The organism is Acinetobacter sp. SwsAc6 (assembly GCF_013391565.1).
Taxonomy (GTDB): Bacteria; Pseudomonadota; Gammaproteobacteria; order Pseudomonadales; family Moraxellaceae; genus Acinetobacter; species Acinetobacter cumulans.
On record NZ_JACAXE010000001.1, the window covers coordinates 170,709 to 194,540 of the forward strand.

A 23,832-nucleotide genomic window follows, 5' to 3' on the forward strand; every position below is an offset into this window, starting at 1 on the left:
GATGAAGTGTAAATGATGAGACATTGGAAAGGTTTTACACTTCTGGAAATGATGATTGTAGTGATGATTGTTGGAATCGTCGCTGCAATTGCATTGCCAAGTTATCAAGTTTTTGTGCGCAAGTCGCAAGAAAGTAATGTGCAGCAGGAAATTCAAAAAATTGTCAAAGATTTAGAGCATCAAAAATCAAGGCAGTTTAATTATTTAGGCTATGTACTCTCTCCTGATCCGTTGTATTTGCCTTATGGTGCAACAGCAACTACGGCTAAATACAAAATAGAAGTAATGGATGGTGATGATCCAACGAAAAAATTGAATGCAACCACTCCACCACTAGGGCGGAATTGGGTTATTCGAGCATTGGCTACAGACGGTAAGCTATATAGTTATTTAATCAATAGTAGTGGTGCAAGTTGTAAAAATAAAACGTATGCGAATGTAACATTCACTGCGTGTGGTACGGGGGAAGAGACATGGAAGTTGCCTTGAAGCAGAAAGGTTTAACACTTGTTGAATTAATCGTTGTGATTGCAATTTTAGGGATTATTGCGGCCATTGCTTATCCGTCATATAAAAATGCAGGGCAAAAAACGAAGCGTGTTGAAGTCCAAACTGAATTGGTTAATATTGCGGGGCAATTGCAACGATTTAAAATGGCAAATTACTCTTTTACACCGAATGGTACGGCGGTAACCCTTGCCAATCTGGGGTATACCGTAAATGCAAGTGGTGAATACAGCTTTGCACCAAATCAACAAGCAACTTATATCATCACTTTAAATGCAGTGACAGCCAATACATGGAGATTGTCTGCTCGACCTGTAGGTGGTCAATTGGGAAATGGTTATTTAGGTTTAAACCAAGCTGATATGCGGTGTTGGAGCAGTTCTGATGTAATGTGGTGTGATCCTAACTCCTCAACGAGTTGGACGAAACAATCACCATAACAATTGAACCAAATTCAAAACTGTGGATAAGGGAATATTAACCTTTCCCTTTATATGATTTTAGCGTAAAATATCGCCCTCTATGAAAGGGGTTTGAAGTGTATCGATGGTCGGTACAGGGATAATCCGTAAAAACTATAAGGTTGTATCATGGTAGTTATTCGTCTTGCACGCGGTGGTGCTAAAAAACGTCCGTTCTATCAAATCATTGTGACTGATAGCCGTAATGCACGTGACGGTCGTTTCATCGAACGTATCGGTTTCTTCAACCCTACAGCTCAAGGTAAAGCAGAAAAACTTCGTTTAGATGCTGACCGTTTTGCTCATTGGGTATCTCAAGGCGCTCAACCGTCTGACCGTGTTGCTTCTTTAGCTGCTCAAGCTAAAAAAGCTGCAGCTGCTGTTTAATACGGTAGTAGCTTGCCCATGACACCAACACAGAATGTTCCAGAAGATCGTATTCAGATTGGACAGCTACGTTCAGCTTATGGATTAAATGGGTGGCTCTGGGTCTATTCCAATACAGAACCTATGAGCAACATCTTTGACTACCTGCCTTGGTACATTGAAACCAAAGCGGGTTGGCAAACAGCAGATGTAAAACGCTGGAAACCACATGGCAAAGGCTTAGTTGTTGCGCTGAAAGGGGTCTTGGACCGCACTGCAGCAGACAACTTGGTCGGCGCAAATGTTTGGATTTCTAAATCGCAACTGCCTCAAGCAGGCGTGGACGAGTATTATTGGTCTGATTTAAAAGGCTTAACAGTGTTAGGTCTAAATGAAGAAGAGCAAGAAGTGAATCTTGGTCAAATCCACGAATTGTTTGAAACAGGTGCTAACGACGTGATGGTAGTTCGCGCTACTGCTGACAGTATCGATAGCGAAGAGCGTATGATTCCATGGCATAAAGATGTGGTACAGCGAGTTGATCTCGAAGCTGGTCGTATCTACGTGAATTGGGGCGTAGATTATTAATCCTTAAAGGATTGACGCAGCAGGAAAATAGAGGAGTCTGCGATGTTTTTTGCAGTCATAACGCTTTTTCCTGAAATGTTTGAAGCGATTACAGCCTACGGTATTAGCGGGCGCGCAGCAAAGAAAGAGATAGTACAAGTCCATTGTATTAATCCTCGTGAATTTGCTGAGGGCAATTACAAACGAGTGGATGAACGTCCATTTGGTGGTGGCCCAGGTATGGTGATGATGGCTGAGCCTTTGGCAAAAGCAATCCACCGTGCTAAAGAGCTTGCAACGCAAGCGGGTGCAGTTCGTGTTCCTGTAGTGTATATGTCACCACAAGGGCAAACCTTAAATGAACCAGCAGTACAAGACTTTGTCGAATATGACGGGCTGATTGTGCTCTGCGGTCGTTATGAAGGGGTCGATGAGCGTTTGATCCAAAAATATGTTGATCAGGAATGGTCCATAGGGGATTACGTTTTATCTGGCGGTGAACTCCCTGCGATGGTTTTATTGGACAGTATTATTCGGAGACTTCCGGGTGCAATGTCTGATGAGCAATCACACGTACAAGACTCTTTTGTGGATGGTCTTTTAGATTGCCCACAATATACCAAGCCAGATCATTTTGAAGGTTTGGATGTGCCTGAAGTTTTAAAATCTGGGCATCATGCAAATATTGAAAAATGGCGCTTTTTGCAGCGTTATCAACGGACACTTGAACGTCGACCAGAATTGGTTGAAAAAGTAGAGTTGAGTAAGCAGCAAAAAAAATGGCTGAAAGATTCCAAGATTTAAAATTTTTTAAATCTTATTATTAGGCTCTTTATATTTTGAAGCGGTCAAGTATAAAGGGAAAGTCAATCGGGTCTATGCGCTTTAGCCTCTAGCCCCAGTGGATCTCAGACCTCTTCTGGCCCACACAAATTGGAGATACCCCATGAGCGGTAAGCATCCTTTAATTCAAGCAATTGAAAACGCACAACTTAAACAAGATATTCCAGCTTTTGCTCCAGGTGACACTGTAGTTGTTCAAGTAAAAGTAAAAGAAGGTGAGCGTGAACGTCTTCAGGCATTTGAAGGTGTTGTAATTGCTAAGAAAAACCGTGGTTTGAACTCTGCGTTCACAGTACGTAAAATTTCTAGCGGTGTTGGTGTTGAGCGTGTTTTCCAAACTCACTCTCCAATCGTTGCTGGTATCGAAGTGAAACGTCGTGGTGATGTTCGTCGTGCTAAACTTTACTACCTACGTGAATTGTCTGGTAAAGCTGCGCGTATTCGCGAAAAATTACCAGCTCGTAAAGTTAAAGCTTAATTTTAAGTTTTATACGAGTGAAAAAAATGCGCCATCTGGCGCATTTTTTATTTCAATATTTTATAAGCCTTGTAATTTTAAGCGATTCGCGTGTTGTCTAAATACCGCAACGGGGTCTGGTGCAAATAACCCTTTTAAGCCGAGCACTTGATTGACTTCATCGAAATGGTTCCATTTATAGTCATCACGAACGGTCAGGCCTAATTTACTACTACAACGACTGACTAAGCCATCATTGGGTTGGCCACTAAAGGCAATTGGACCCAAGGCTGTAAAAATTGTGTCTGGGTCAAGTAAATTGGTGGTATTCGAAACGCCCGTCCAAGAATAAAAGCGAATACCGTTGGCGAGGCTAGCTCCATCACTGCAGGCCGTCGTTGGCATGCCCAGTGGGAACTTGGCATTAAATTCAGCGACACCTTGTTTAGCCATACTATAAATTGAAGCTTTAAAATTAGAAGGTAAGTTTGACTGCTGTGCCCAATTAATGACAGGTGTCATGAGTGCATCCATTACAATGCCTAAAGTCCCATTTAGAATAGGGACACTTTGCACTAAATCTGCTACAGGAGAGCCATTATTAGTTCCTGCAATGGAGGTCACGGAAGCCACTAAATCAGGTCGTACACCTGCAATATAACGTGCAGTTGGGCCACCATGACTATGACCGATTAAGTTCACTTTAGGTTTTCCTGTAATGGCAATAACCTCTTCCACTTGGTCTAAGAGTTGTTCACCACGAACTTCGATCGACTCGAGTGGTGATATTTGAGAGGCATAAATTGTGGCATTGTGACGTGCGAGGTCTGGTAAGACTTGATACCAATAATCGAGCCCAAAAGTTGCACCGCCTAAGCGGTTAAAGCCGAACATACCATGTACCAGCAAAATCGGATATTTGGTTTCTGCATAATGATCAATTTTTGTTGTGGGCGGAGCTTGTTGTATGCCTGCAGCTGCATGTGCAGCATTTAAACTTAAGCAACTCAAGACAAGGGTACAGACTATTTTTCCATTCATAGACGGATTCCTTTTTAAACTGTTTTTGTTTTCAATGATGCGTTCAGTTGGGTAGTAGGCAGGGCTGAATTTTTGCTGCATGGATAGGGGTGCAAAAATTATATGTGTGGCTGAGCTATTTGTTTAAATATGTTAGCCACGACATTGCCCCCATTCTTGTTATAAACCTTGCAGTTTTAAGCGATTGGCATGTTGACGGTAAATATCGACTGCGCTCGGTGCGAAAATACTCTTTAAGCCCAACACGTGGTTGATTTCGTCAAAATGATTCCATTTATAGGTATCTCGGATCACTTTACCAAAGCGTGCATCACAGCGTGCTACGACACCATCATTGTCGCCACCGTTATTAATTAACAGTGAAGCTGCCGCGGCAATATAATCGGATGGGTCTAATACGGTATTGAGTGCGTTATTTCCCATAAAGGAGTAATTATAAATGCCAGCTGTGCTGTATGCGCCTTCAGCACAATATGCTGTAGGAACACCAGCAGGGAAGCGTTGATTAAAGGCGGCTGAGCCAGCAATACTTAAGCTTTTGAGGGCGGCTTTTGAGTCATGGGGGAATTCAGTTGGGTTAAGACCTTGTGCAAATGTAATCACAGGCGAGACTAAACTATCGAACACGGCACGGACTGGATATTCTAATGGCGTGTTTTCAATATTTAACACCAGATCTGCAATTTTGGCGCCTTGATTGGGGGAGGCAATGGTAGTCAGTGAGGCAACTTTATTGGGTGCAACGCCTGCAACATAGCGTATGGATTGCCCTCCATGTGAGTGACCAATTAAGTTCACTTTGGGCTGGCCTGTTAGAGCAATAATTTCATCAACCTGCTGGAGTAATTGTTCCCCACGGATCTCGCTTGAATTCATGGGTGAAACAGATGCAGACCAGACATTGCCACCATTACGCGCAAGGTCGGGTAAAATTTGATAGAAATAGTCGACGCCAATAACACTACCGAAACCAAATAAACCATGTGCAAAGACCATTGGATATTTGGTTTGAGCATAGTTACTGATCTGGGTTTTAGCGCTGGTTTGTTGCGTAGCTGAAGCTGCATAGGTTGGGCTATATGCAATACTAGTGCATAAAGTAAGGCATAGCAGACTTCCTTTGATTTTCTGGTTCATGTCACATCCTTTATTTTTGTTTTGATCTGACAGAGGATGTTGTTACACACTCAGTAAGCATGGTGCTTATGGCGTGTTGACAATACATCATGTCAAAAACAGTATAGGCTGAAAAACAATTAATAATGTGATCTAGTCGACAGAATGCAAAAGTGAAATGTAAATAAAATAAAGAAGCCCAACATGGGGGTTGGGCTTGCGGATTGCTTAAAATATAAGTCTTTATAAACCTTGAAGTTTTAAGCGGTTGGCATGTTGGCGATAAACATCAACAGGATCTGGTGCGAATAAAGCTTTTAAGCCGAGTACTTGGTTAACTTCATCTAGATGGTTCCAATTGTAATTATCACGAATGGTTTTACCAAACTTCGCACTGCATTTTGATACTAAGCCATCATTGTCTTTTCCGCCATCAATGAGCAATGCAGTAACTTTGAGTGCTGAGTCTAAATCTAAAACATTGGTGACTTGACCTACACCTGTAAATGAATAGTTGTAGATGCCTTTTTCTACACTATTACCATCACCACATGCAGTTTTAGGTAGGCCAAGCGGGAATTGGGCATTAAATTTGGCTGAGCCTGCTAAGGTTAAACTACTTCCTCCAGCTAAAGCATCATGTGGATAGCTATTTGGGTCTAAACCTTGTGCCCAAGTAATGGCTTTGGAAACAAAATTCACTGCGCCAACCAATGGCCCTTCAATTGGAGTACCTTCTGCTTTTAAAATAAGGTCCGCCACTGGAGAGCCCTGATGTGGGCCAGCAATACTGGTCAGTGATGCCACGACGTCAGGACGTACCCCAGCGACATAGCGAATTGTTGGGCCACCGTGTGAATGGCCGAGCAAATTGACTTTTGATGCACCAGTTAAAGCACGAATTTCAAGGACTTGCTGTAAGAGCTGTTCACCGCGAACTTCCGTCGAGTTAAAAGGGGATACACGTGTTGCCCAGACATTGGCACCATTACGCGCTAAATCAGGCAAAATTTGATAGAAATAATCCATTCCTAAAGTGTCAGTACCAATGCTAATAAAACCGCCCATCCCGTGGTTAAAAACAATAGGATATTTTGTTTTGGCATAGCTAGAGCTGACTTTACTTTCAGTCACTTGAGTGGCCTGAGTCGCCATTGCACTGTTGATGCAAAGTAAAGAAATGAGACTCGCGGATAAAATTTTAAATTTCATATTGTGATCATCCTGCATGGTTTTTTAGTTTTATAAATCTGACAATTCAATTTGTCATGAATATAAAAGCAGTCGTAACAATGATTTGCAAACAATGCTGGATGGTCGTTTGAGAGAGTTGTAACAAATTTTAACAGTTAAAAAAAAGGCAAAAAAAAGCCCCTGAATTATTTCAGGGGCCTGATAGTCATGCTTATAAACCTTGAAGTTTTAAGCGGTTTGCATGTTGACGATACAATGCAACGGGGTCTTGAGCAAAGACACCAGTTAAACCAAATAGCATATTTGCTAAGTCGGTGTGGTTCAGTTTGTAGCTGTCGTTAATGACTTTACCCATGTACGCGCTACAACGTGACACCATACCGTCGTTGTCTTTATTGCCATAAGACAATGGCCCTAATTGCATTAAAATGGTGTCTAAATCAAGTAGGTTGGTGGTTTGTGCAACGCCTGTCCATGAGTAGTAGTAAATGCCTTTACGGTCTACATTACTCAAAGATTTATTACAGTTTTCGGTTGCAGACAATACACCATCATTTACCGCTGATTTTGCAACTGTCGCATTGAAATTTGCAGATTCAGTTTGAGTTAATGATTTCATTGATGCATCAAAATCAATGCCCAACTCAGGCTTCAATTGTGCCAGTGCAATCAATGGGCCGACAATATAGTCACCTAAAATATTGAATGCAGTACGGCTCAGCTTATTATTTTGAATGTCATCCGCCACTTTAGAACCGTGGTAAGTACCTGCAACACCTGTAATTGAGGCAATATACTGTGGGCGCGTAGAAGAGACATAAAGTACTGTTGGACCACCGTGCGAGTGACCAATCAAGTTCACTTTATTTTTACCCGTAATTGCCATTACATCTTCAACTTGAGTAATTAGTTGTTCACCACGGTATGCCGTTGTGTTGGCTGGTGATAATTGTGCTGCAAATACAGTTGAACCATTACGTGCCATATCTGGAAGGATTTGGTACCAATAGTCTATGTTAAAGCTTTCATTGCCAATACGTGACCAACCTAACCAACCATGTACCATAAGAATAGGGTATTTGGTTTTAGCATAGTCAGACTTTGCCGTTTCTTTAACTTGTAAAACACTTGGCGCTGCTTGTGTAGTTGCAGTTATACCCATTGTGAAAGTTGCTAATGTTGCTAGAGAGGCCATCTTGGCCATTGTTTTGAAAGATCGCATACACGTTCCTTTGTCTGTGTTGTTGTTATCGCTATTTTTATAAATCACAGCACGCCTGTTTTCATCAAATTTGAATCATTCAAATATGCTTAAGGAAAAACCAAACGGGTGCTGATTGAACACATGTTAATGCCCATTTATTTTACCATGCTGACTTGTTTAAACCATGTCATTTTGGGACATGATATGTCTGTGAATGACATTTATAGTCATAATTTTTGCTTAAAAAACATACTGAAAATGAACATTACAGTGAATGTTATTTCATCAATGTATTTGGGGTTTATTGCTAAAGCAGAATAAGTAAATTTTATTGTCGTTAAAATGGTTTTTAAAACTAAAAAAAGCCCTGTGTTGAAGACCACAGGGCTTTAATGGGTGATACAAGCAAAAGCTTAATCACTAAATGGGAGTTTTTCACCTTGGTCATGTAGGGTTTCGAAGGTGTTTAAACGAAGTTGGTCTTCTTTGCTTTGGAAGTGTTGACTACGTAATTGTTGAACGACTTGTTGCTTGGCACTGTCGCTCATGCCACTTTTCATAATGCTGTCACGAGCTGTTAGATACTCATTGACGTTATTTTTCCAATCCGAGCGCTGTGTATCGAGTGTTTCTAAACGTTGAGTCGCTTCTGGGCCGACCAAGCTGAGACGCATATTGCGAATCTCTTCGGCTGAACCACCACGTGCTTTAATGTCCGCAGTGAGTTTTCTTAAGTCTTCTAGCTTATTAATTTGCTCGAGGTTCTCTTTCCAGTCTTCAGGAAGTTCATCAAACAAATCTTTCAGTTTTTTGGCTTTTTCAGTTTCACTCAGTTTTTTATCATGAATGACATCTAAGCGGTTTAGGGTGTACAGATGATAAGTATTTTCAGTACCAAATAAACCCTCAATTTCATAATCTGAAAAGTGCTGCTTGCGTAGGTTTTGGGTACTGCTAAAAATAGCACGGTAGTATTTCGGATCATTTGGATCAATATTAGGTGCTTGTAACTGACCAAGCGCTTCGCGGTAGTCCATATAGCGTTTCCACAAATCTAAAATTTGTGAAAGGGCCGGTTCTTTATGGGTATTTTGCATATAAGTTTGGAAATCTTTTTTGATTTGATCCAAACTTTTTTCGCCGTATTGGGTAATAAAATATTCAAAACAGTTACGTGTTTGTTCATTCACAATTAATCGGTTAGAACTGTCCATGGTCATCTGGCAGTTAATTTGCGTATCTTGTTGGCTTTTACTCATAAAGCCTGGGCCTGCACTGGCATCGCTTGCCGATACCGTGTTGGCTTCACTATTTGGGTTTAGTGCGACATCTTGATTTTGTTGACTTGCATCTGATGTAGAAGTGTTCGGCGAAAGCCAGAAAATTAAAGCAACGATGGCAATAATGACAGCAACGACAATCAACCATAACTTATTTTTTTGCATATCCTAATGCACCTTATTCCTATTGTATTTGTTTTAGAATCATTTTGGTTGCTCAGAATATGCCATAAAAGTCGTACAAAATCACAGAAATGTTGTAAATATTGGGTTAACATTGCGCAGGATTTCCCTCGCTTAGTGTGATTATGAAAGCATCTTCTCCTAAAATTCAGCGCCGTGCGATTAGTGGCGTATTCCTTCTAAATAAGCCACTTGGTATTAGTTCGAATGGCGCTTTGCAACGTGTTCGCTGGTTGTTCCGTGCGCATAAAGGCGGTCATACAGGTGCGCTTGATCCTTTAGCTTCAGGTCTATTGCCGATTTGTTTAGGAGAGGCCACCAAGTTTTCACATTATTTATTAGACTCAGTAAAACGCTATCAAACCACTGTATTTTTAGGTCATAGCACCACCACAGGTGATGTTGAGGGCGAGGTGTTGTTAGAACAAGCTGTACCTGAGCTGTCGGAAGAAAAAATCTTAGCTACTTTGGCCTTGTTTACTGGTGATATTAAACAAGTCCCACCGATGTATTCGGCTTTAAAAAAGGAAGGCCGTCCTTTGTATGAATTGGCACGTCAAGGAATTGAGATTGAGCGTGAAGCACGTCCAATACATATTGAAGCGATCGAATTACTGTCATATACAGAGAATAGTATTACTTTAGATGTGACATGCTCAAAAGGAACCTATATTCGTGTCTTGGGTGAAGATATTGCAAAAGCCTTAGGCACATACGGGCATTTAACCTATTTACATCGGATTAAAACTGGTCCGTTCGAGCTGATTCCAAGCTATACCATTGAGTATTTGGAAAGTTTGACTGAGGAAGAGCGTGAGGCCTTGTTATTGCCTGCACATGCACCTGTATCACACTTAGTTCAAGTCCAAGTACCAGAAGGCCGTGCAGAATATTTCAGTCGCGGTATGGAAAGTAATATTGAGCATGAGGCTGTGGCAGAAGCTTTGGTCTTTGATGGTGAAAAATGTTTAGGCTTGGCTGAAATCACCGCGCAAAAACGTTTGGTTCCCAAACGCGTTTTAAATTTGTAGTTCTCCCATTTGTTTTAATAAAAGGTCAATCTTGTGGACATTGAAATCATCCTAACATTGCTGTTTTTTGCGTTCTTTGCAGGCGCAATCGATGCGGCAGTCGGTGGGGGTGGCTTAATTCAAATTCCAGCCATTATGAATGCGATGCCACAACTGTCCCCCGCGACAGTTTTTGGTACCAATAAGCTTTCATCTATTTTTGGTACAGCTTCGGCATCAGTGACGTTTTTACGCCAAGTGAAGCTACGTTGGAAATTACTTGCGGTGATCGCCAGTTGTGCTTTTGTCGCATCGTTTGCAGGTGCGGCCTGTGTATCGATGGTGCCTAAAGAAGTCTTGCGTCCGTTTGTACTTTTCATGCTGATCATTATTGCGATTTATACATTTTGTAAAAAGCAATTTGGCCAAGTACATGTTCGCCAAGAATTGACACCCAAAATATTACTTTTGGCTGCGGTCGGTAGCTTAGCCATTGGCTTTTATGACGGGATTTTTGGGCCGGGTACGGGCAGCTTCTTTATTTTCTTTTTTATTCGTTATTTAAAAGCTGACTTTTTGCATGCATCGGCGCTGTCTAAAATTGCCAATTTAACCACCAATTTAGCCGCGCTCAGCTTTTTTGCACCCACTGGGCATGTGTTATTTGCTATTGGTGGCATGATGGCGGTGGCCAATATTTTGGGTTCGATTGTTGGGGTAAAAGCTGCGCTGAAATATGGCAGTGGGTTTATTCGAATATTGTTCTTGGTATTGGTGAGTATTTTAATTGTACGTTTGGGCTATCAAATGATCATGGGTGAAGCCTAAACAAAATGCTTACAAAAGCGCACTGATTTAGCGTATGAAAAAAGGCTAGCCTGAAATTGATTGGGCTGGCTTTTTTTTATGCCCACTACAATTGCATTTATATATTTGGATTGAACATATAGCCCAGCATCAGAGGTCATTAGCAAAATGAATATATTTGAAGCTTTACGCCAAAGTCATGAAAAACAACGCGAACTTGCAGAGCAGTTACTCCATACGTCAGGCGATACACCCGAACGCCGTGAACTGTTTGATCGTTTAAAAAATGAATTATTTGCCCATGCAGTAGGGGAAGATCGCTATTTATATATTCCACTGATGATGACGGATTCAGGGCTAAACATTAGCCGCCATGCGCTGGCTGAACATCATAAAATGGATGAACTCCTCGAACAGTTGACCGATACTGAATTTAGCAATCCGGGCTGGTTGACGATTGCCAAAAAGCTGGCAGAAACCGTTCATCATCATTTGCAAGAAGAGGAGCATGGCTTCTTTCAACAGGCGGGTAAAATATTAGATGCCAAGCAAAAAGAGACTTTGGCAACGCAGTATTTAGCTGAGTATCAAAAATATAAAAAAGCAGATAAAGACAGCCTGACAGGATAAAGATTGAAAAGACTACACATTAAAAGAGCGCATGCGCTCTTTTTTTGAATCAGTGAAAACTGTTGCGATGGAGAATGCTTAACTCGACGGGTTCACTTTTTGCTGTGAGCGCAAGGTTACACCGACTGAAGCAATCATCACGCAAAATAGTGCGATCCACTGCAATGTTCCAATTTTTTCTCCAAGTAACAACAGGCCAGTTAAGGCAGCTAAGGCTGGAGATAAGCTAGACAGTGTACCGTAACTCAACTTGCTGAGGACTTTCAGTGCTTTTAAATCCAGCGCATAAGGAATGGCTGTCGCAAGAACTGCAATGGCCAGCGCTTTACCCCAGTATTGCGTTTCGAGCAATGCAGGCGCATCACGGTACAAGCCAATAGGCAGTAGGCTAAGTGCAGATAAGGTGATGGCGATGGTCAGTGCATGCATGCCGATATTTTGATGCACAACTTTTTGCCCAAAATAAATATAAAAGGCCCAACATAAGCCAGCACCCAAAGCGCAAGCAGCACCAATGATTGAAAAGTCACTGCCTGAGGTTTGGCCCCAAGGCACCATCAATGCAATGCCTGTCATGGCCAAGAGCACCCAAATATAATCGCTACGTCGCTGAATAGAGAGCAGTGCCAGACCGAGTGGGCCAATGAATTCGAGTCCAACAGCAATCCCTTGTGGGAGCTTGCCCAAAGACATATAAAACAAGACATTCATGAGGCAAAGGGCCGCGCTGTAGCACAGTAGATCACGCCACTTTAAAAAAGATAAGCGCTTTAAAATTTGCCATGAGCGAAACATGAAACAAACAATTAAAGAAGCAAAGCACAAGCGTAGAATAGTGACGGACAGGGGATCGAGCACCAGAAACAATTGCTTCGCAAAAGATGCGCTAATTTGATAAGAGATCATGGACAGAACCATGAACAAGACTGCAATAAGTTGTGCGTTTGGCATAGCCACTCTGCATCTGAACTGGACTGAACACGTGTGGGCAGTATAGCAAAAATATATTTGGCAAGGGGGCTCAATGGGCTTTGAACTTGCTTGTTATATCATGTGAATAATATTGTTTAATTGAACATAATGTAAATAATATCAATAATATGCCGCTTTTTGAAATTATATAAAAACCGAGAAATATAAATGAAATTAAAACAACACGCACATGCGGTGATGGTCGCATGTATTTTAGCTGTGCCTTTGGTGGGCTGTGGCTCGGGCTCAGGTGATGGCTCAGGCAATGAAGTAATTGTGGAAAAATCAGTAAGTGCATTAGTACAAACTGCGACAGGTTCAGCATTGATTGGTGCTGAAATTGGTATCAATGGTCAAAGTTTTACGACCGATGCCTCTGGAAATGCCCAATTTAAAGTGAAATTACCACAGAGCACGAAAATGGTTGTGGTCAGCTTTAAAAAAGCAGGATTTATTAGCCAGTCTGTAGAAGTAAAAGTAGATGAACTTGCACAGATTTCGGCGAATCTGTTACCGATTAAGCAGACTATGACTGTTGCGAATATTGAAGAAGCACAAGTAATTCAATCTGCTTTTATGAATGCGCAAATTTCTATTCCTGCCAATGCTTTTGTATTGCCAAATGGACAGCCTGCAACGGGCGCCGTAACGGTTGAATTGACGCCTTGGGATATTCAAAGTAGTGATTTAAATGCAATGCCAGCCAATGGTGTGGCAGTTGATGCCAAAGGCAATCCTGCAACATTAATTAGTGCGGGTATGCTAACGGCAACATTTACCGACAGCACAGGGCAAAAATTACAGCTTAAAACGAATGTAAGTGCCGATATACAAATGGATTTACCATTGAATAGTGTGAATAACCAAGCCATGACGGTGGGTACCAGTATTCCAATGTGGTACTTCGATATTACTAAAGGTAAATGGGTTGAAGAAGGTACACCGGGTACTGTCGTGGCATCGCCACTTTCTGCGACAGGCTTAGCAGTAAAAGCAACTGTAAGTCATTTCTCTACATGGAACTGGGACTTTAAATTTGAAAACCCAGCTTCAGTCAATGTGAAATGTAAGTCAGCAAGCACCTATGTGCCATGTCATATTACTGCGCTTGTGGAACTTAAAGATGGTTCTGGTTTGACCAAAACGACGTCTATTTCAGAAAATGGCGTTGATATTATTAATATGCCAACAGAAGGCCAAATTCACTGGTCAGCTAAAGATACGACAGGCACTTTAATTGGTTCAGTGACTTCACAATTACCAAATGATAAAACCGTGGTGATTGATTTGGGCATTCCTGCAACCAGTAATAAAGTACAATGTGTGCTTGAAGATGGTACAGCCGTAGAGTGTAGTGGTGAGTTCACTACAAAAGTGGGAACAAGCTATCAAGCAATCGAGTTTAATGCACCTAAAGAAGGAGTACGCGTGATGAGTGGCTTGAAATCAAGCAATGATTCATTAGTATGGTCAGCGAAAACAGCCATTACTTTACAAGCTGGGCAGTGGGTACGTTATGTGGGCGCAGCGGTTTCAAATAGCAAAGCCGATGTAAAAATTACCTTAAAAGACAAAGAAATTGTGGCTGCTGCTCAAGGCCTTGGTTTTTATGTGCAATGTACGTCTGGTTATGATTACAACACAGGTAAATTGAATGTAAGCAATCCACTCTTGGTGGGTAAGCCATGTGAAATTGAAATGAATGTGTATATGGATCAATTTAATGCAGCTACGCATAAATTGTATTTTAGTGTGCCGTATGGTGAGAAAAAGCTGATTCATTTACCAAACCAATATGCAGGTTTTGCAGGCTTAGATGAAGGCATGATTAGTAGCTTGAGTTTGAAAGGTCGTATGCTACAAGGTACCTATTGTGGATCTAACTGGGCAGAAGGGTTTAAGCGTGATGCATTGCCAACTTTAATGGTGGCTTTGTATGGTGGTAATGATCCAGTTGAAACTGATACCGCATTCTGTGTAGAACCAAGTTAAGGTTGCTATAACTGAGTTGTTTAGAACCGCGTTTTGCTTTTCAGTCAAACGCGGTTTTTTATTGGTAAAATTAGAATTCAGCAATTTTGGATTAGTTTTGCGCTGTTTTATGTTTTTGCATTGTGATGGTACAGCCAATGGAAGCGCTAATAATGACAGCAAGCGCCAGCCATTGTGTCCACAATAAATGCTCACCCAAAAATACAAAACCAGACAAAGCCGCAACAGCAGGTTCTAGACTCATCAGCGTGCCAAAACTTAAGGCGCTTAAATTACGTAGCGCAATCATTTCTAATGTAAAGGGCAAAGCACTGGCCAATACAGCCAAGCCTATAAAATACAATAAGCTGACGGGTTCAAAGGTATGTGCGGGCATTCCTGCAAATAAGGCCATAGGCATTAGCATACACATGCCGACAAACATGCCAAGGCAAACTGTATGATTACCTGAAACGCCAGAAGGTTTTTGGCCTGCAATAATATATAAAGCCCAACATGCACCTGCGCCTAAGGCAAGTGCGATGCCAATTGGATCGAGGGTTTGTGCGGCTTGGTCAAAAGGGAATAATAAAATGAGGCCTAAAATGGCAAGGCCAACCCAGATCAGGTCAAACTTACGACGTATTGCAAACAGTGCAACACTTAATGGACCAATAAATTCAAAAGAGACAGCAATGCCAAGCGGGAGACGATCAAGCGACAAGTAAAATAGAATATTCATGCCTGCCAAAGCTAAACCGTAGCTGAGGATGGATGACCATTTTAGCTGTCGAAAATTGATCTGCCAGATTTTAAAAATAAGCGCCAAAATTAAAGTACCCAGCAACAAACGCATTGCGGATACGGTCAAAATGGGAAATTGCCCAAAAAGATATTTGGCAAATGAGCCACTACTTTGCATGCTGATCATCGCGATGAGTAAGATCAGAGGGGCTTGCACAGTAGGGCTGATTTTAAAATTTGGCATAAACTAAATTTGATTCGATCACTCGAATAGCGGGAGAGAGACAATAGCCTAATTTTTAAATGTTACAAAAATAAAAAACCACAGCTCGAAAGCTGTGGTTTTAAAACCGCAGTAGAATTAGAACAATACGCGTACGCGGATTGTGCCTTCAACTTCATGCAGTGTATCAAGTGCTTCTTGAGAAGCAGTTGCGTCAACATCCATTACGAGGTAACCAACATCGCCTTTAGTCATTAAAGACTGACCAGAAATGTTAATGCCGTGTTCTGCAAACAAGTTGTTGATTTTAGACAACACGCCAGGCACGTTTTTGTGAATGTGAAGCAAACGGTGTTTGCCTTCAGTCAACGGAAGTGCGATTTCTGGGAAGTTCACAGCAGATAAAGTCATACCTTTATCTGAGTAAGCAACGAATTTTTCACCCACTTCTAAACCAATGTTTGCTTGCGCTTCGATGGTTGAACCACCTACGTGCGGTGTCAAAATTACGTTTGGAATGTTGCGTAGTGGAGAAACAAATTCTTCACCGTTTGCTTTAGGCTCTTTCGGGAATACGTCAACTGCAGCACCAGCGATGTGGCCTGATTTAAGCGCATCAGCAAGGTCTTCAATCACAACACATGTACCACGTGCAGCATTGATGAAGATTGAACCTTCTTTCATTTGTGCAAATTGTTCTTTGGTCATGAAGTTACGTGTAGACGGAACATCAGGAACGTGTAGAGATACAACGTCTGCATTTGCAAGAAGTTCGCCTAGAGTACCTACTTGACGTGCATTACCTAGCGGTAATTTAGTTACTGTGTCGAAGTAAATTACTTTCATACCCATGCTTTCTGCAAGCACAGAAAGTTGAGAACCGATTGAACCGTAACCAACGATACCTAGAGTCTTACCACGAGTTTCAAACGAACCTACAGCAGATTTGTTCCAACCGCCTGCATGTGTATCTGTAGATTTTTCAGGTACACGGCGAAGAAGAAGAATCGCTTCAGCAAGTACAAGTTCAGCCACTGAACGAGTATTTGAGTATGGTGCGTTAAATACTGGAATACCGCGAACCATCGCAGCGTTCAAGTTCACTTGGTTTGTACCAATACAGAAACAACCCACAGCAATTAGTTTGTTCGCAGCTTCAAATACTTCTTCAGTAAGTTGTGTACGCGAACGAATACCAATGAAGTGCGCATCTTTGATCGCTTCTTTCAGCGCATCACCCTCAAGCGCTGTTTTACGGTAATCAATATTTGTGTATCCGGCAGCATTTAATGTGTCGATCGCGTTTTGGTGAACGCCTTCTAACAACAAGAAACGAATTTTATCTTTAGGCAAAGAAAGATGTTGGCTCATTACGGCTCCGCTACAAAGGCCAAATTTAGTGCGCATATCATAGCATAGCAATTAGGGCTATATACATTTCCTTTATGACGCTACAATCGTCTATTTGGGCAAATTTGCTGTCATTAATTGTCGTTGCAGGTCTAATTAACTGTGTAATTTACAAAGTGACATTTACAAAATGCTGATTTCTGCGGGTTTCCGTTTAAAAATGCCTTATAATACGACTTCGTGAAAAACGCCAATGCCATATCGTTGGTTTAATCTTCACAATGTGTCTAGGTTTTATTCAGCTAAAAATTGCTAGACAGCGAATAAACCGAGGCACCGAACACCACTTGTTTAATCCTTGCAAGGTCTGAAAACGATGAATGCTCCAGTCGCTTTAACCCCAGAGTTATTGACCCAATTGACCGCTATTGTTGGCGAAAATCGCATTAAAACAGATGCAGATAGTCTCGAAAATTGGGGACGTGACCATACTAAGCACTTCGATCCAAATCCATCGGTAATCGTTTTTCCATCAACGACTGAGCAAGTACAAGCAATTGTAAAACTTGCGAACCAATTTAATGTTGCGATCACGCCAAGTGGCGGTCGTACAGGTTTATCAGCAGGTGCTGTGGCTGCCAACGGTGAAATCGTGGTCAGCATGGACAAGATGAACCAAATTTTAGAATTCTTCCCAGCTGACCGCATGGTTCGCGTTCAAGCAGGTGTAGTGACTGAACAACTTCAGAACTATGCCGAAGAACAGGGCATGTACTACCCAGTAGACTTTGCTTCTGCGGGTTCAAGCCAAATTGGCGGTAACATTGGTACCAATGCCGGCGGTATTAAAGTGATTAAATACGGCATGACACGTAATTGGGTGTTGGGTCTGACTGTAGTGACAGGTAAAGGTGACATCCTTCGCTTGAACAAAGGCATGATCAAAAACGCAACGGGCTATGCGCTGCAGCATTTATTTATTGGTGGTGAAGGTACGCTGGGTTTAGTGACTGAAGCTGAAATTAAGCTTGAGCGTCAACCGCAAGACTTGCAAGTGATGGTATTGGGTGTGCCTGACTTTGAAGCAGTTATGCCTGTATTGCATGCTTTCCAAGCAAAAATTGACTTAACCGCATTTGAGTTCTTTGGTGAAGTGGCAATGCAGAAAGTGCTTGCCAATGGCCATGTACAGCGTCCATTTGAAACTGAATGCCCGTTCTATGTTTTACTTGAATTTGAAGCGCCATTTGAGCCGATTATGGACAAGGCGATGGAAATTTTTGAGCACTGCATGGAACAAGGTTGGGTACATGATGGCGTGATGAGCCAAAGCTTAGACCAAGTGCATAGCTTATGGCGTTTACGTGAAGACATTTCTGAGTCAATTGCGCCATTTACCCCGTACAAAAACGACATTTCAGTACTTATTACACACGTACCTGCGTTTATTAAAGAAATTGATGCAATCGTGGCAGATAACTACCCAGACTTTGAAATCTGCTGGTTCGGTCACATCGGTGACGGTAACTTGCACTTGAACATTTTAAAACCTGAGAATCTAAGCAAAGATGAATTCTTTGGTAAATGCCAAGTGGTGAACAAGTATGTATTTGAAACTGTGAAAAAATACGACGGTTCAATTTCTGCAGAACACGGTGTAGGTATGACGAAGAAGCCATACCTAGATTACACACGTTCAGCGGAAGAAATTGAATACATGAAAGCGCTTAAGCAAGTATTTGACCCGCAAGGCATTATGAACCCAGGTAAATTGTTTGATCTTTAATTTAAAAGATTAAGAATTTTAAAACGCATCTTCGGATGCGTTTTTTTATGGAACGCGTGGCATGCTTGCCACACTCGCGTATCTTGCAGTTATATGGTCTAAAACTGAACTTGGCGCAGCAGTGAGGCTTACATTTACCAAATAGAGTAAGCGGGCAGAATAAGGCATCATGCGCTGTATGGATGTTTGTTGATTGAGATATAAAGATGAAAACAAGTCTAATGACAGCTGCAGCAGTATGTGCGCTGATGTTTACGGGTTGTGCGACCACACAAAAAATTGCCAATAAAGTGAATATCGGCGGTTCGGATACGCCTTTGGCGCAGGTGTTAAAAGAGCGTGATGATTTGCGTAAGGAATTAAGTACGGTTGAAATCCGTCAGTACTTTAACCGTGTGGAGTCGCCAACAGCTGCTGAAGTGAAAGTGACTGAAACAGGTTTGATGGATGATTCCGTAAAGTCGGTTCGTACCGTTTACCGTTTTAAAAATGTAGACGGGCAGTGGAATAGAGTGGGTACGTCTAAAGAGTACCAATGCTACCGCGGTAAAAATACCAAGGCTTTTCAAACAGCGAAATGCCCTTAATAAATCTTTGATTTATGGTTGAAAATTAGGCGAATATGCCTCATAAAAAGCGTATCAGTTGATGCGCTTTTTTATTGGGGTTTTATAAGAACAATGAATATTTTGATTGTGGGTAATGGTTTTGATTTGTCGCATTATTTGCCGACGAAGTATGACCATTTTATGGATGTAATGAGGGCAATTGAGGAAAAAGATCTAGGAAAGCCAATCAGTGATGTATTTACTATGTCTGTAGATGATTTGCCTCAACTGATTTTGAAAGTGTTTCAAATTAAGGTGGCAACGAGTGAGCTGACTTATCAAATGAATTTTAAAGATCTTTTCTCTAAATGTAGGGATAAAAAATTTATTGAAAAAATACAAGAAATCTACGATACGGAAAAGATAGTTATTCCCTTGGAAAAAATTTTAGAGATTCAATATAAATTAAAAAATAATAGTTGGTATCAATATTTTTCTGATCATGTTCGAGAAGTAAAAACTTGGATTGATTTTGAAACTAAAATTAATGAAGCTTTAAAAGTTGTAGCAAAATTTATTGTAAGTTTAAATCGAAAGTTAGACGAATCTGGAAGTTTTTCTCATGAGATCTGTTTCTATAGAAATGGAGAAGAAAGAAAAATCTTTCTCACCAGAGAGCAATGTAATTTATTGGAGAAATTTAATATTTTATATTCAGGTTATTTTATAGATCAAGATGACTATGATGAGCATGGACATATTGTTAATGTGCCAATCGATATTGGGGATCCTGATCATGGTAGCTTAAGATTTTATATTAATGATCAATATATCCAGAATTATTCAGGATATTGGAAATTAAATGATGATCATTTACTAAGCTTGTTGCAAAAAAAATTAGATGAATTTATTGAAATATTTAATTTATATCTCGACCTGATTGTTAGTCAATTATTGCCAAAAAATATATATTCTATAGAGGGTGAAGATTGGATTAGCCCTAATAAAATATATTCCTTCAACTATACGAATACCTTTCAACGTATTTATGATTCGGTAGATGTAGAATATTTACATGGCAGTCATGGAGTGGATCAAAATATTGTTTTAGGCGTTTCTGACTTAGAAGATGCCACTTTAAAGAAGATAAAAGCTTATGGTTTCACTAAATACCATCAGAAATTATTTAAAGATACGGATTACATTTTCCTAGATGGATTTAAAAATAAGATTTTAAAAAATGAAGAAGTAATAATAAATTTAAATACTAAGTTAGATAAAATCAATAATTTATGGGAGGTATCAGCTTTAAAAAAACAGATTGATGAAAAGATATCACAAAGAAAAATAAATCTTAATTTTTTTATTTGGGGACATTCATTAGATGCTTCTGATCAAGATTACATTAAAGACCTGTTTTCTTTAAATGATGATATGGATCGTAATGTACGTGTGACGGTTTACTATTTTGATAAGCCTGCAAAATTTTCATTGCTCAATAATTTATTAGCAATTCTAGGTAAAGACAAAGTCGAGCAATGGATGAAAAATAAATGGTTGGTCTTTAAGCCTAACCCCGAAGTTCAATTTTTAGCTGAAGAAAACTCAGATACAGATCGAGCATCCTAAAACTGCGACACTTAAAATCGCTTAGCCTATCGAATCCCTGTACTTGATAGGCTAAGATCAAAGCATCAAAAAGAATGCATACAACAACATGAAAACCCTCGCCTTTATTCATAACACCACAACCCAATCTGCTGTAGGTGACTTCTCCCCAGTCACCTCAGTCTTTTCCCATTACGAACTGGGCAATACCGTTTCACCTTTTTTACTGCTCGACCACCTAGGCCCCGGCACACTCAAATCCACCCAACTGCGTAAAGGTGTAGACGAACACCCACACCGCGGTTTTGAAACCGTCACCATCATGTTTAAAGGTGAACTCGAACACCGCGATACCACAGGCGGAGGTGGGGTTATTTATGCAGGCGATGTACAGTGGATGACGGCAGCCTCAGGCATACAGCATAAAGAAGTGTTTAGCGAAGCATTTTCCAAAACAGGCGGCCCATTTGAAATGCTCCAGCTGTGGGTCAACTTGCCAGCCAAAGACAAAATGAACCCGCCACGCTACCAAAGCTTAAGGAATAACAGCATTCCTAAAGCGGCATTTGCCGATGATGCAGGCTATGTGCGTGTGATTGCAGGGGAATATGCAGGCCATGTCGGGCCAGCAGAAACCCATACGCCTATGCAAGTCTATGATGTATTTATCAAACAAGGCCAAACCGTACAGCTACCTGCACAGGCGGGAGATACCACACTCATCTATATGCGCTCAGGCCGTGCAGTATTTGCAGCAAGCGCTGATGAACTGGAAGACAATCACATGGCGGTGATGTCCAGCTTAGGTGAGCATGTTGAAATAACCGCACAGCGTGACTGCGCAATTTTGTATTTAAGTGCTGCGCCTTTAAATGAGCCGATTTATGGTCGTGGTTACTTTGTGATGAACAGCTATGAACAAATACTACAATGCTATGAAGATTTAAAAAATGGCACATTTATACACAGCCCAGCAGAGGGCAGTTAATGTCATCAAGCTGAAAAAATCACGGCATACAATTTAAATAAACACTGCTAAACTGACAGAACTTAAAGCATGCTCCATGCAACTTTAAGTTCTATTATTGAATACACCACTTTCTCTTTTTATAAGCACCTTGTGAATACGGTGCAACACAGCATATTTCGCACAGCTTTTTATTTTAATGAATTACAGTGCCTGCCATTGGGCTGGAGTGTCTCTCCCCAAGATTAAGACACGCCCCATGCAGTGTGCACCTTTATATGTAGATAACAATGCAAAATGTACCCGTAACAAAACTGAGCCGAGCAACATTAATGTTTCCGCTGGCTTTGGTTTTATTTGAATTTTCAGTTTATATCGGCAATGACCTTGTACAGCCCGCGATGCTTGCCATTACCAAAGAGTTTGGTGTAAGCAGTGCTTGGGCACCCTCATCTATGTCTTTTTATTTGTTGGGTGGTGCATGTGTTGCGGCAATTTTAGGGCCATTGTCTGACCGCTTAGGGCGTAAAAAAGTCCTGTTGGGTGGTGTGGCATTTTTTACCATCTGTTGCCTGCTCATTTTGCTTACTCAGAATATTGAAAGCTTTTTAACTCTACGCTTTTTACAAGGCTTTGGTTTATCGGTCATTTCAGCTGTGGGCTATGCTGCCATACAAGAAACGTTTGAAGAGCGTGATGCCATTAAAGTGATGGCATTGATGGCCAATATTTCCTTGCTTGCACCTTTAATTGGGCCTGTAATTGGGGCATTTTTAATTGATCATGTGTCATGGCATTGGGGCTTTATTGGCATTGCATTTTTAGCCTTTTTAAGTTGGTTTGGCCTCAAAGCCAAAATGCCTGCACCGAAGCAAAGTATACCCAAACAGCCTTTAAGCTATATTGCGGATGATTTTAAACAGGTCTTTAAAAATAAACGCTTTTTAAGCCTGACCTTGGGCTTGCCCATGGTCGCAATGCCTTTAATGCTATGGATTGCACTGTCTCCAGTCATGTTGGTTGAAGAGCTCGGCCTGAGCAGTATGCAATATGGTTTGGCACAGTTTCCTGTGCTCGGTGGGCTTATTTTAGGCAATATTGTGCTGTTAAATATTATTGACCGCTTGGCGCTTGGGCGCACAGTATTGTTTGGTTTACCATTAATGTTGTTGGGGACTGCCATTGTGGTACTGGGCGTGATGTTGCCTCAGTATTTTATTTACTGCGTGATTATTGGCATGACCTTGGTGAGCTTTGGTGAAGGCATGAGCTTTTCGGTGTTGTACCGTTTTGCTTTGATGTCGTCGGAGGTATCCAAAGGAACTGTCGCAGCGGCTGTGTCTGTACTGATGATGTTTGGCTTTTTTATTGTGATTGAGCTGGCGCGCATGCTGTATGAGCAATTTCATATTAGCGCCTATGGTTTTTCTTGTTTGGCACTCATTGCACTGTGGTTTAGTTTCCCGCGCCGTGCATTTATGCGTATTTTGCAGGAACGCCGTGAGGCGGGTGAGTTTTAAACGGCATAACAAAAACCACTACAGGCAGGGCAGATCAATGGTCTTGATCGCATCGCCTTGCCTGAATGTACGGCCGTTGAACTGAGTAGTTCTATTAAACCGACGTTTTTTCTTGTGCTAATTTCTTTAATTTGGCATCAAATACAAAAGGGCCAAATGGCAAGATTGATGCGACTAAACCCATTAAAAATACACTGAGCGACCATTTTTGTTTTTCGCAAACAATAAACAGCACCGCTAAAAAGACAACAAATAAAACCCCGTGTCCCATGCCAACGTATTTGACTAAAATTGGATTACCCATCATGTACTTTAGGGGCATGGCAATAAACAGTAAAAGTAAAAAGGATAGGCCTTCTAAAGTACCCACAATGCGTAAAGTTTGAATATTCATGGTCATGGCTAGAATGAGAATGAACCTTGAGTGTACTGAAAAGCGATGGGGAAAACAAAAGATTATTTTATTAAAATTAATAT

Annotated in this window: 24 protein-coding genes; 15 read left to right on the plus strand and 9 right to left on the minus strand. The window is 41.1% G+C overall.

Going from position 1 to position 23,832, the window contains the following annotated elements:
• The first annotated feature begins 12 nt into the window (after window positions 1-12).
• The 6 genes from HYG93_RS00780 (at window position 13) to rplS (ending at window position 3,222) form a co-directional block, all read left to right on the plus strand.
• A complete protein-coding gene (locus tag HYG93_RS00780; RefSeq protein ID WP_106983963.1) occupies window positions 13-489 on the plus strand; it encodes a type IV pilin protein in 477 nt (158 codons plus the stop codon).
• Complete coding sequence (locus HYG93_RS00785) at window positions 474-947, plus strand: type IV pilin protein (RefSeq protein WP_106984100.1); 474 nt, start codon at window positions 474-476, stop codon at window positions 945-947. The genes HYG93_RS00780 and HYG93_RS00785 overlap by 16 nt, the downstream gene beginning before the upstream one ends.
• 150 nt (window positions 948-1,097) lie before the next feature.
• Entirely contained in the window at window positions 1,098-1,355 is a 258-nt protein-coding gene (gene rpsP / locus HYG93_RS00790) for a 30S ribosomal protein S16 (protein ID WP_005013161.1), read from the plus strand.
• Between the two features lie 18 nt (window positions 1,356-1,373).
• The gene (gene rimM, locus HYG93_RS00795; protein ID WP_106983964.1) at window positions 1,374-1,922 is read left to right on the plus strand and encodes a ribosome maturation factor RimM; all 549 of its coding nucleotides are present in this window, start codon (window positions 1,374-1,376) and stop codon (window positions 1,920-1,922) included.
• A gap of 42 nt (window positions 1,923-1,964) precedes the next feature.
• Window positions 1,965-2,705: a tRNA (guanosine(37)-N1)-methyltransferase TrmD gene (gene trmD / locus HYG93_RS00800; RefSeq protein ID WP_117006867.1), complete on the plus strand. Its 741-nt coding sequence runs from the start codon at window positions 1,965-1,967 to the stop codon at window positions 2,703-2,705.
• Between the two features lie 142 nt (window positions 2,706-2,847).
• Window positions 2,848-3,222: a 50S ribosomal protein L19 gene (gene rplS, locus HYG93_RS00805; protein WP_106983966.1), complete on the plus strand. Its 375-nt coding sequence runs from the start codon at window positions 2,848-2,850 to the stop codon at window positions 3,220-3,222.
• A 60-nt stretch (window positions 3,223-3,282) separates the two neighbouring features.
• Here rplS and HYG93_RS00810 read toward each other — a convergent pair whose 3' ends face one another.
• The 5 genes from HYG93_RS00810 to HYG93_RS00830 form a co-directional block, all read right to left on the minus strand.
• A complete protein-coding gene (locus tag HYG93_RS00810; protein WP_120363932.1) occupies window positions 3,283-4,242 on the minus strand; it encodes a triacylglycerol lipase in 960 nt (319 codons plus the stop codon).
• Window positions 4,243-4,401: 159 nt separating this feature from the next.
• Window positions 4,402-5,367 (minus strand): triacylglycerol lipase, encoded by a 966-nt coding sequence (locus HYG93_RS00815; protein ID WP_228198701.1) that lies wholly within the window; start codon window positions 5,365-5,367, stop codon window positions 4,402-4,404.
• A gap of 234 nt (window positions 5,368-5,601) precedes the next feature.
• Window positions 5,602-6,570 (minus strand): triacylglycerol lipase, encoded by a 969-nt coding sequence (locus tag HYG93_RS00820; RefSeq protein ID WP_106983969.1) that lies wholly within the window; start codon window positions 6,568-6,570, stop codon window positions 5,602-5,604.
• Window positions 6,571-6,763: 193 nt separating this feature from the next.
• Entirely contained in the window at window positions 6,764-7,747 is a 984-nt protein-coding gene (locus HYG93_RS00825) for an esterase/lipase family protein (protein ID WP_372658409.1), read from the minus strand.
• Between the two features lie 422 nt (window positions 7,748-8,169).
• Window positions 8,170-9,201: a lipase secretion chaperone gene (locus HYG93_RS00830; RefSeq protein ID WP_178961654.1), complete on the minus strand. Its 1,032-nt coding sequence runs from the start codon at window positions 9,199-9,201 to the stop codon at window positions 8,170-8,172.
• Between the two features lie 143 nt (window positions 9,202-9,344).
• On the opposite strand from HYG93_RS00830, the gene truB reads away from it, so the two are divergent.
• From truB to HYG93_RS00845, 3 genes are all read left to right on the plus strand, one after another.
• A complete protein-coding gene (gene truB, locus HYG93_RS00835) occupies window positions 9,345-10,250 on the plus strand; it encodes a tRNA pseudouridine(55) synthase TruB (protein ID WP_178961656.1) in 906 nt (301 codons plus the stop codon).
• Between the two features lie 33 nt (window positions 10,251-10,283).
• Window positions 10,284-11,057, plus strand: coding sequence for a TSUP family transporter (locus HYG93_RS00840; RefSeq protein ID WP_106983973.1), 774 nt, complete (start codon window positions 10,284-10,286; stop codon window positions 11,055-11,057).
• A gap of 147 nt (window positions 11,058-11,204) precedes the next feature.
• Window positions 11,205-11,666, plus strand: a complete 462-nt coding sequence (locus HYG93_RS00845; protein WP_117007403.1) for a hemerythrin domain-containing protein — start codon at window positions 11,205-11,207, stop codon at window positions 11,664-11,666.
• A gap of 78 nt (window positions 11,667-11,744) precedes the next feature.
• Here the strand turns inward: HYG93_RS00845 and HYG93_RS00850 are convergent, their stop codons facing one another.
• On the minus strand, window positions 11,745-12,617 hold the full coding sequence (locus HYG93_RS00850; RefSeq protein ID WP_178961658.1) for a DMT family transporter: 873 nt from the start codon (window positions 12,615-12,617) through the stop codon (window positions 11,745-11,747).
• A gap of 189 nt (window positions 12,618-12,806) precedes the next feature.
• On the opposite strand from HYG93_RS00850, the gene HYG93_RS00855 reads away from it, so the two are divergent.
• A complete protein-coding gene (locus HYG93_RS00855) occupies window positions 12,807-14,630 on the plus strand; it encodes an astroprincin family protein (protein ID WP_178961659.1) in 1,824 nt (607 codons plus the stop codon).
• 91 nt (window positions 14,631-14,721) lie between these two features.
• Here HYG93_RS00855 and HYG93_RS00860 read toward each other — a convergent pair whose 3' ends face one another.
• Together HYG93_RS00860 and serA are read right to left on the minus strand one after the other, a co-directional pair.
• A complete protein-coding gene (locus HYG93_RS00860; RefSeq protein WP_106983977.1) occupies window positions 14,722-15,597 on the minus strand; it encodes an EamA family transporter in 876 nt (291 codons plus the stop codon).
• A 117-nt stretch (window positions 15,598-15,714) separates the two neighbouring features.
• The gene (gene serA / locus HYG93_RS00865; protein WP_106983978.1) at window positions 15,715-16,947 is read right to left on the minus strand and encodes a phosphoglycerate dehydrogenase; all 1,233 of its coding nucleotides are present in this window, start codon (window positions 16,945-16,947) and stop codon (window positions 15,715-15,717) included.
• Window positions 16,948-17,302: 355 nt separating this feature from the next.
• Here serA and HYG93_RS00870 point away from each other — a divergent pair, with 355 nt between their 5' ends.
• The 5 genes from HYG93_RS00870 to HYG93_RS00890 all read left to right on the plus strand — a co-directional run bounded on the left by HYG93_RS00870 (window position 17,303) and on the right by HYG93_RS00890 (window position 23,355).
• Window positions 17,303-18,712, plus strand: a complete 1,410-nt coding sequence (locus HYG93_RS00870) for an FAD-binding oxidoreductase (protein ID WP_120365227.1) — start codon at window positions 17,303-17,305, stop codon at window positions 18,710-18,712.
• A 206-nt stretch (window positions 18,713-18,918) separates the two neighbouring features.
• Window positions 18,919-19,299 carry a hypothetical protein gene (locus HYG93_RS00875; protein WP_120365226.1) on the plus strand — a complete coding sequence of 127 codons (381 nt, stop codon included), beginning with the start codon at window positions 18,919-18,921 and terminating at the stop codon, window positions 19,297-19,299.
• A gap of 93 nt (window positions 19,300-19,392) precedes the next feature.
• On the plus strand, window positions 19,393-20,889 hold the full coding sequence (locus HYG93_RS00880) for an AbiH family protein (protein WP_178961661.1): 1,497 nt from the start codon (window positions 19,393-19,395) through the stop codon (window positions 20,887-20,889).
• Between the two features lie 88 nt (window positions 20,890-20,977).
• Entirely contained in the window at window positions 20,978-21,856 is an 879-nt protein-coding gene (locus HYG93_RS00885) for a pirin family protein (RefSeq protein ID WP_178961663.1), read from the plus strand.
• Window positions 21,857-22,125: 269 nt separating this feature from the next.
• Window positions 22,126-23,355 (plus strand): MFS transporter, encoded by a 1,230-nt coding sequence (locus HYG93_RS00890; protein WP_121531501.1) that lies wholly within the window; start codon window positions 22,126-22,128, stop codon window positions 23,353-23,355.
• Window positions 23,356-23,449: 94 nt separating this feature from the next.
• On the opposite strand, the gene HYG93_RS00895 is transcribed toward HYG93_RS00890, so the two are convergent.
• Window positions 23,450-23,749, minus strand: a complete 300-nt coding sequence (locus HYG93_RS00895) for a DUF3817 domain-containing protein (protein ID WP_117007408.1) — start codon at window positions 23,747-23,749, stop codon at window positions 23,450-23,452.
• Window positions 23,750-23,832: the final 83 nt, after the last annotated feature.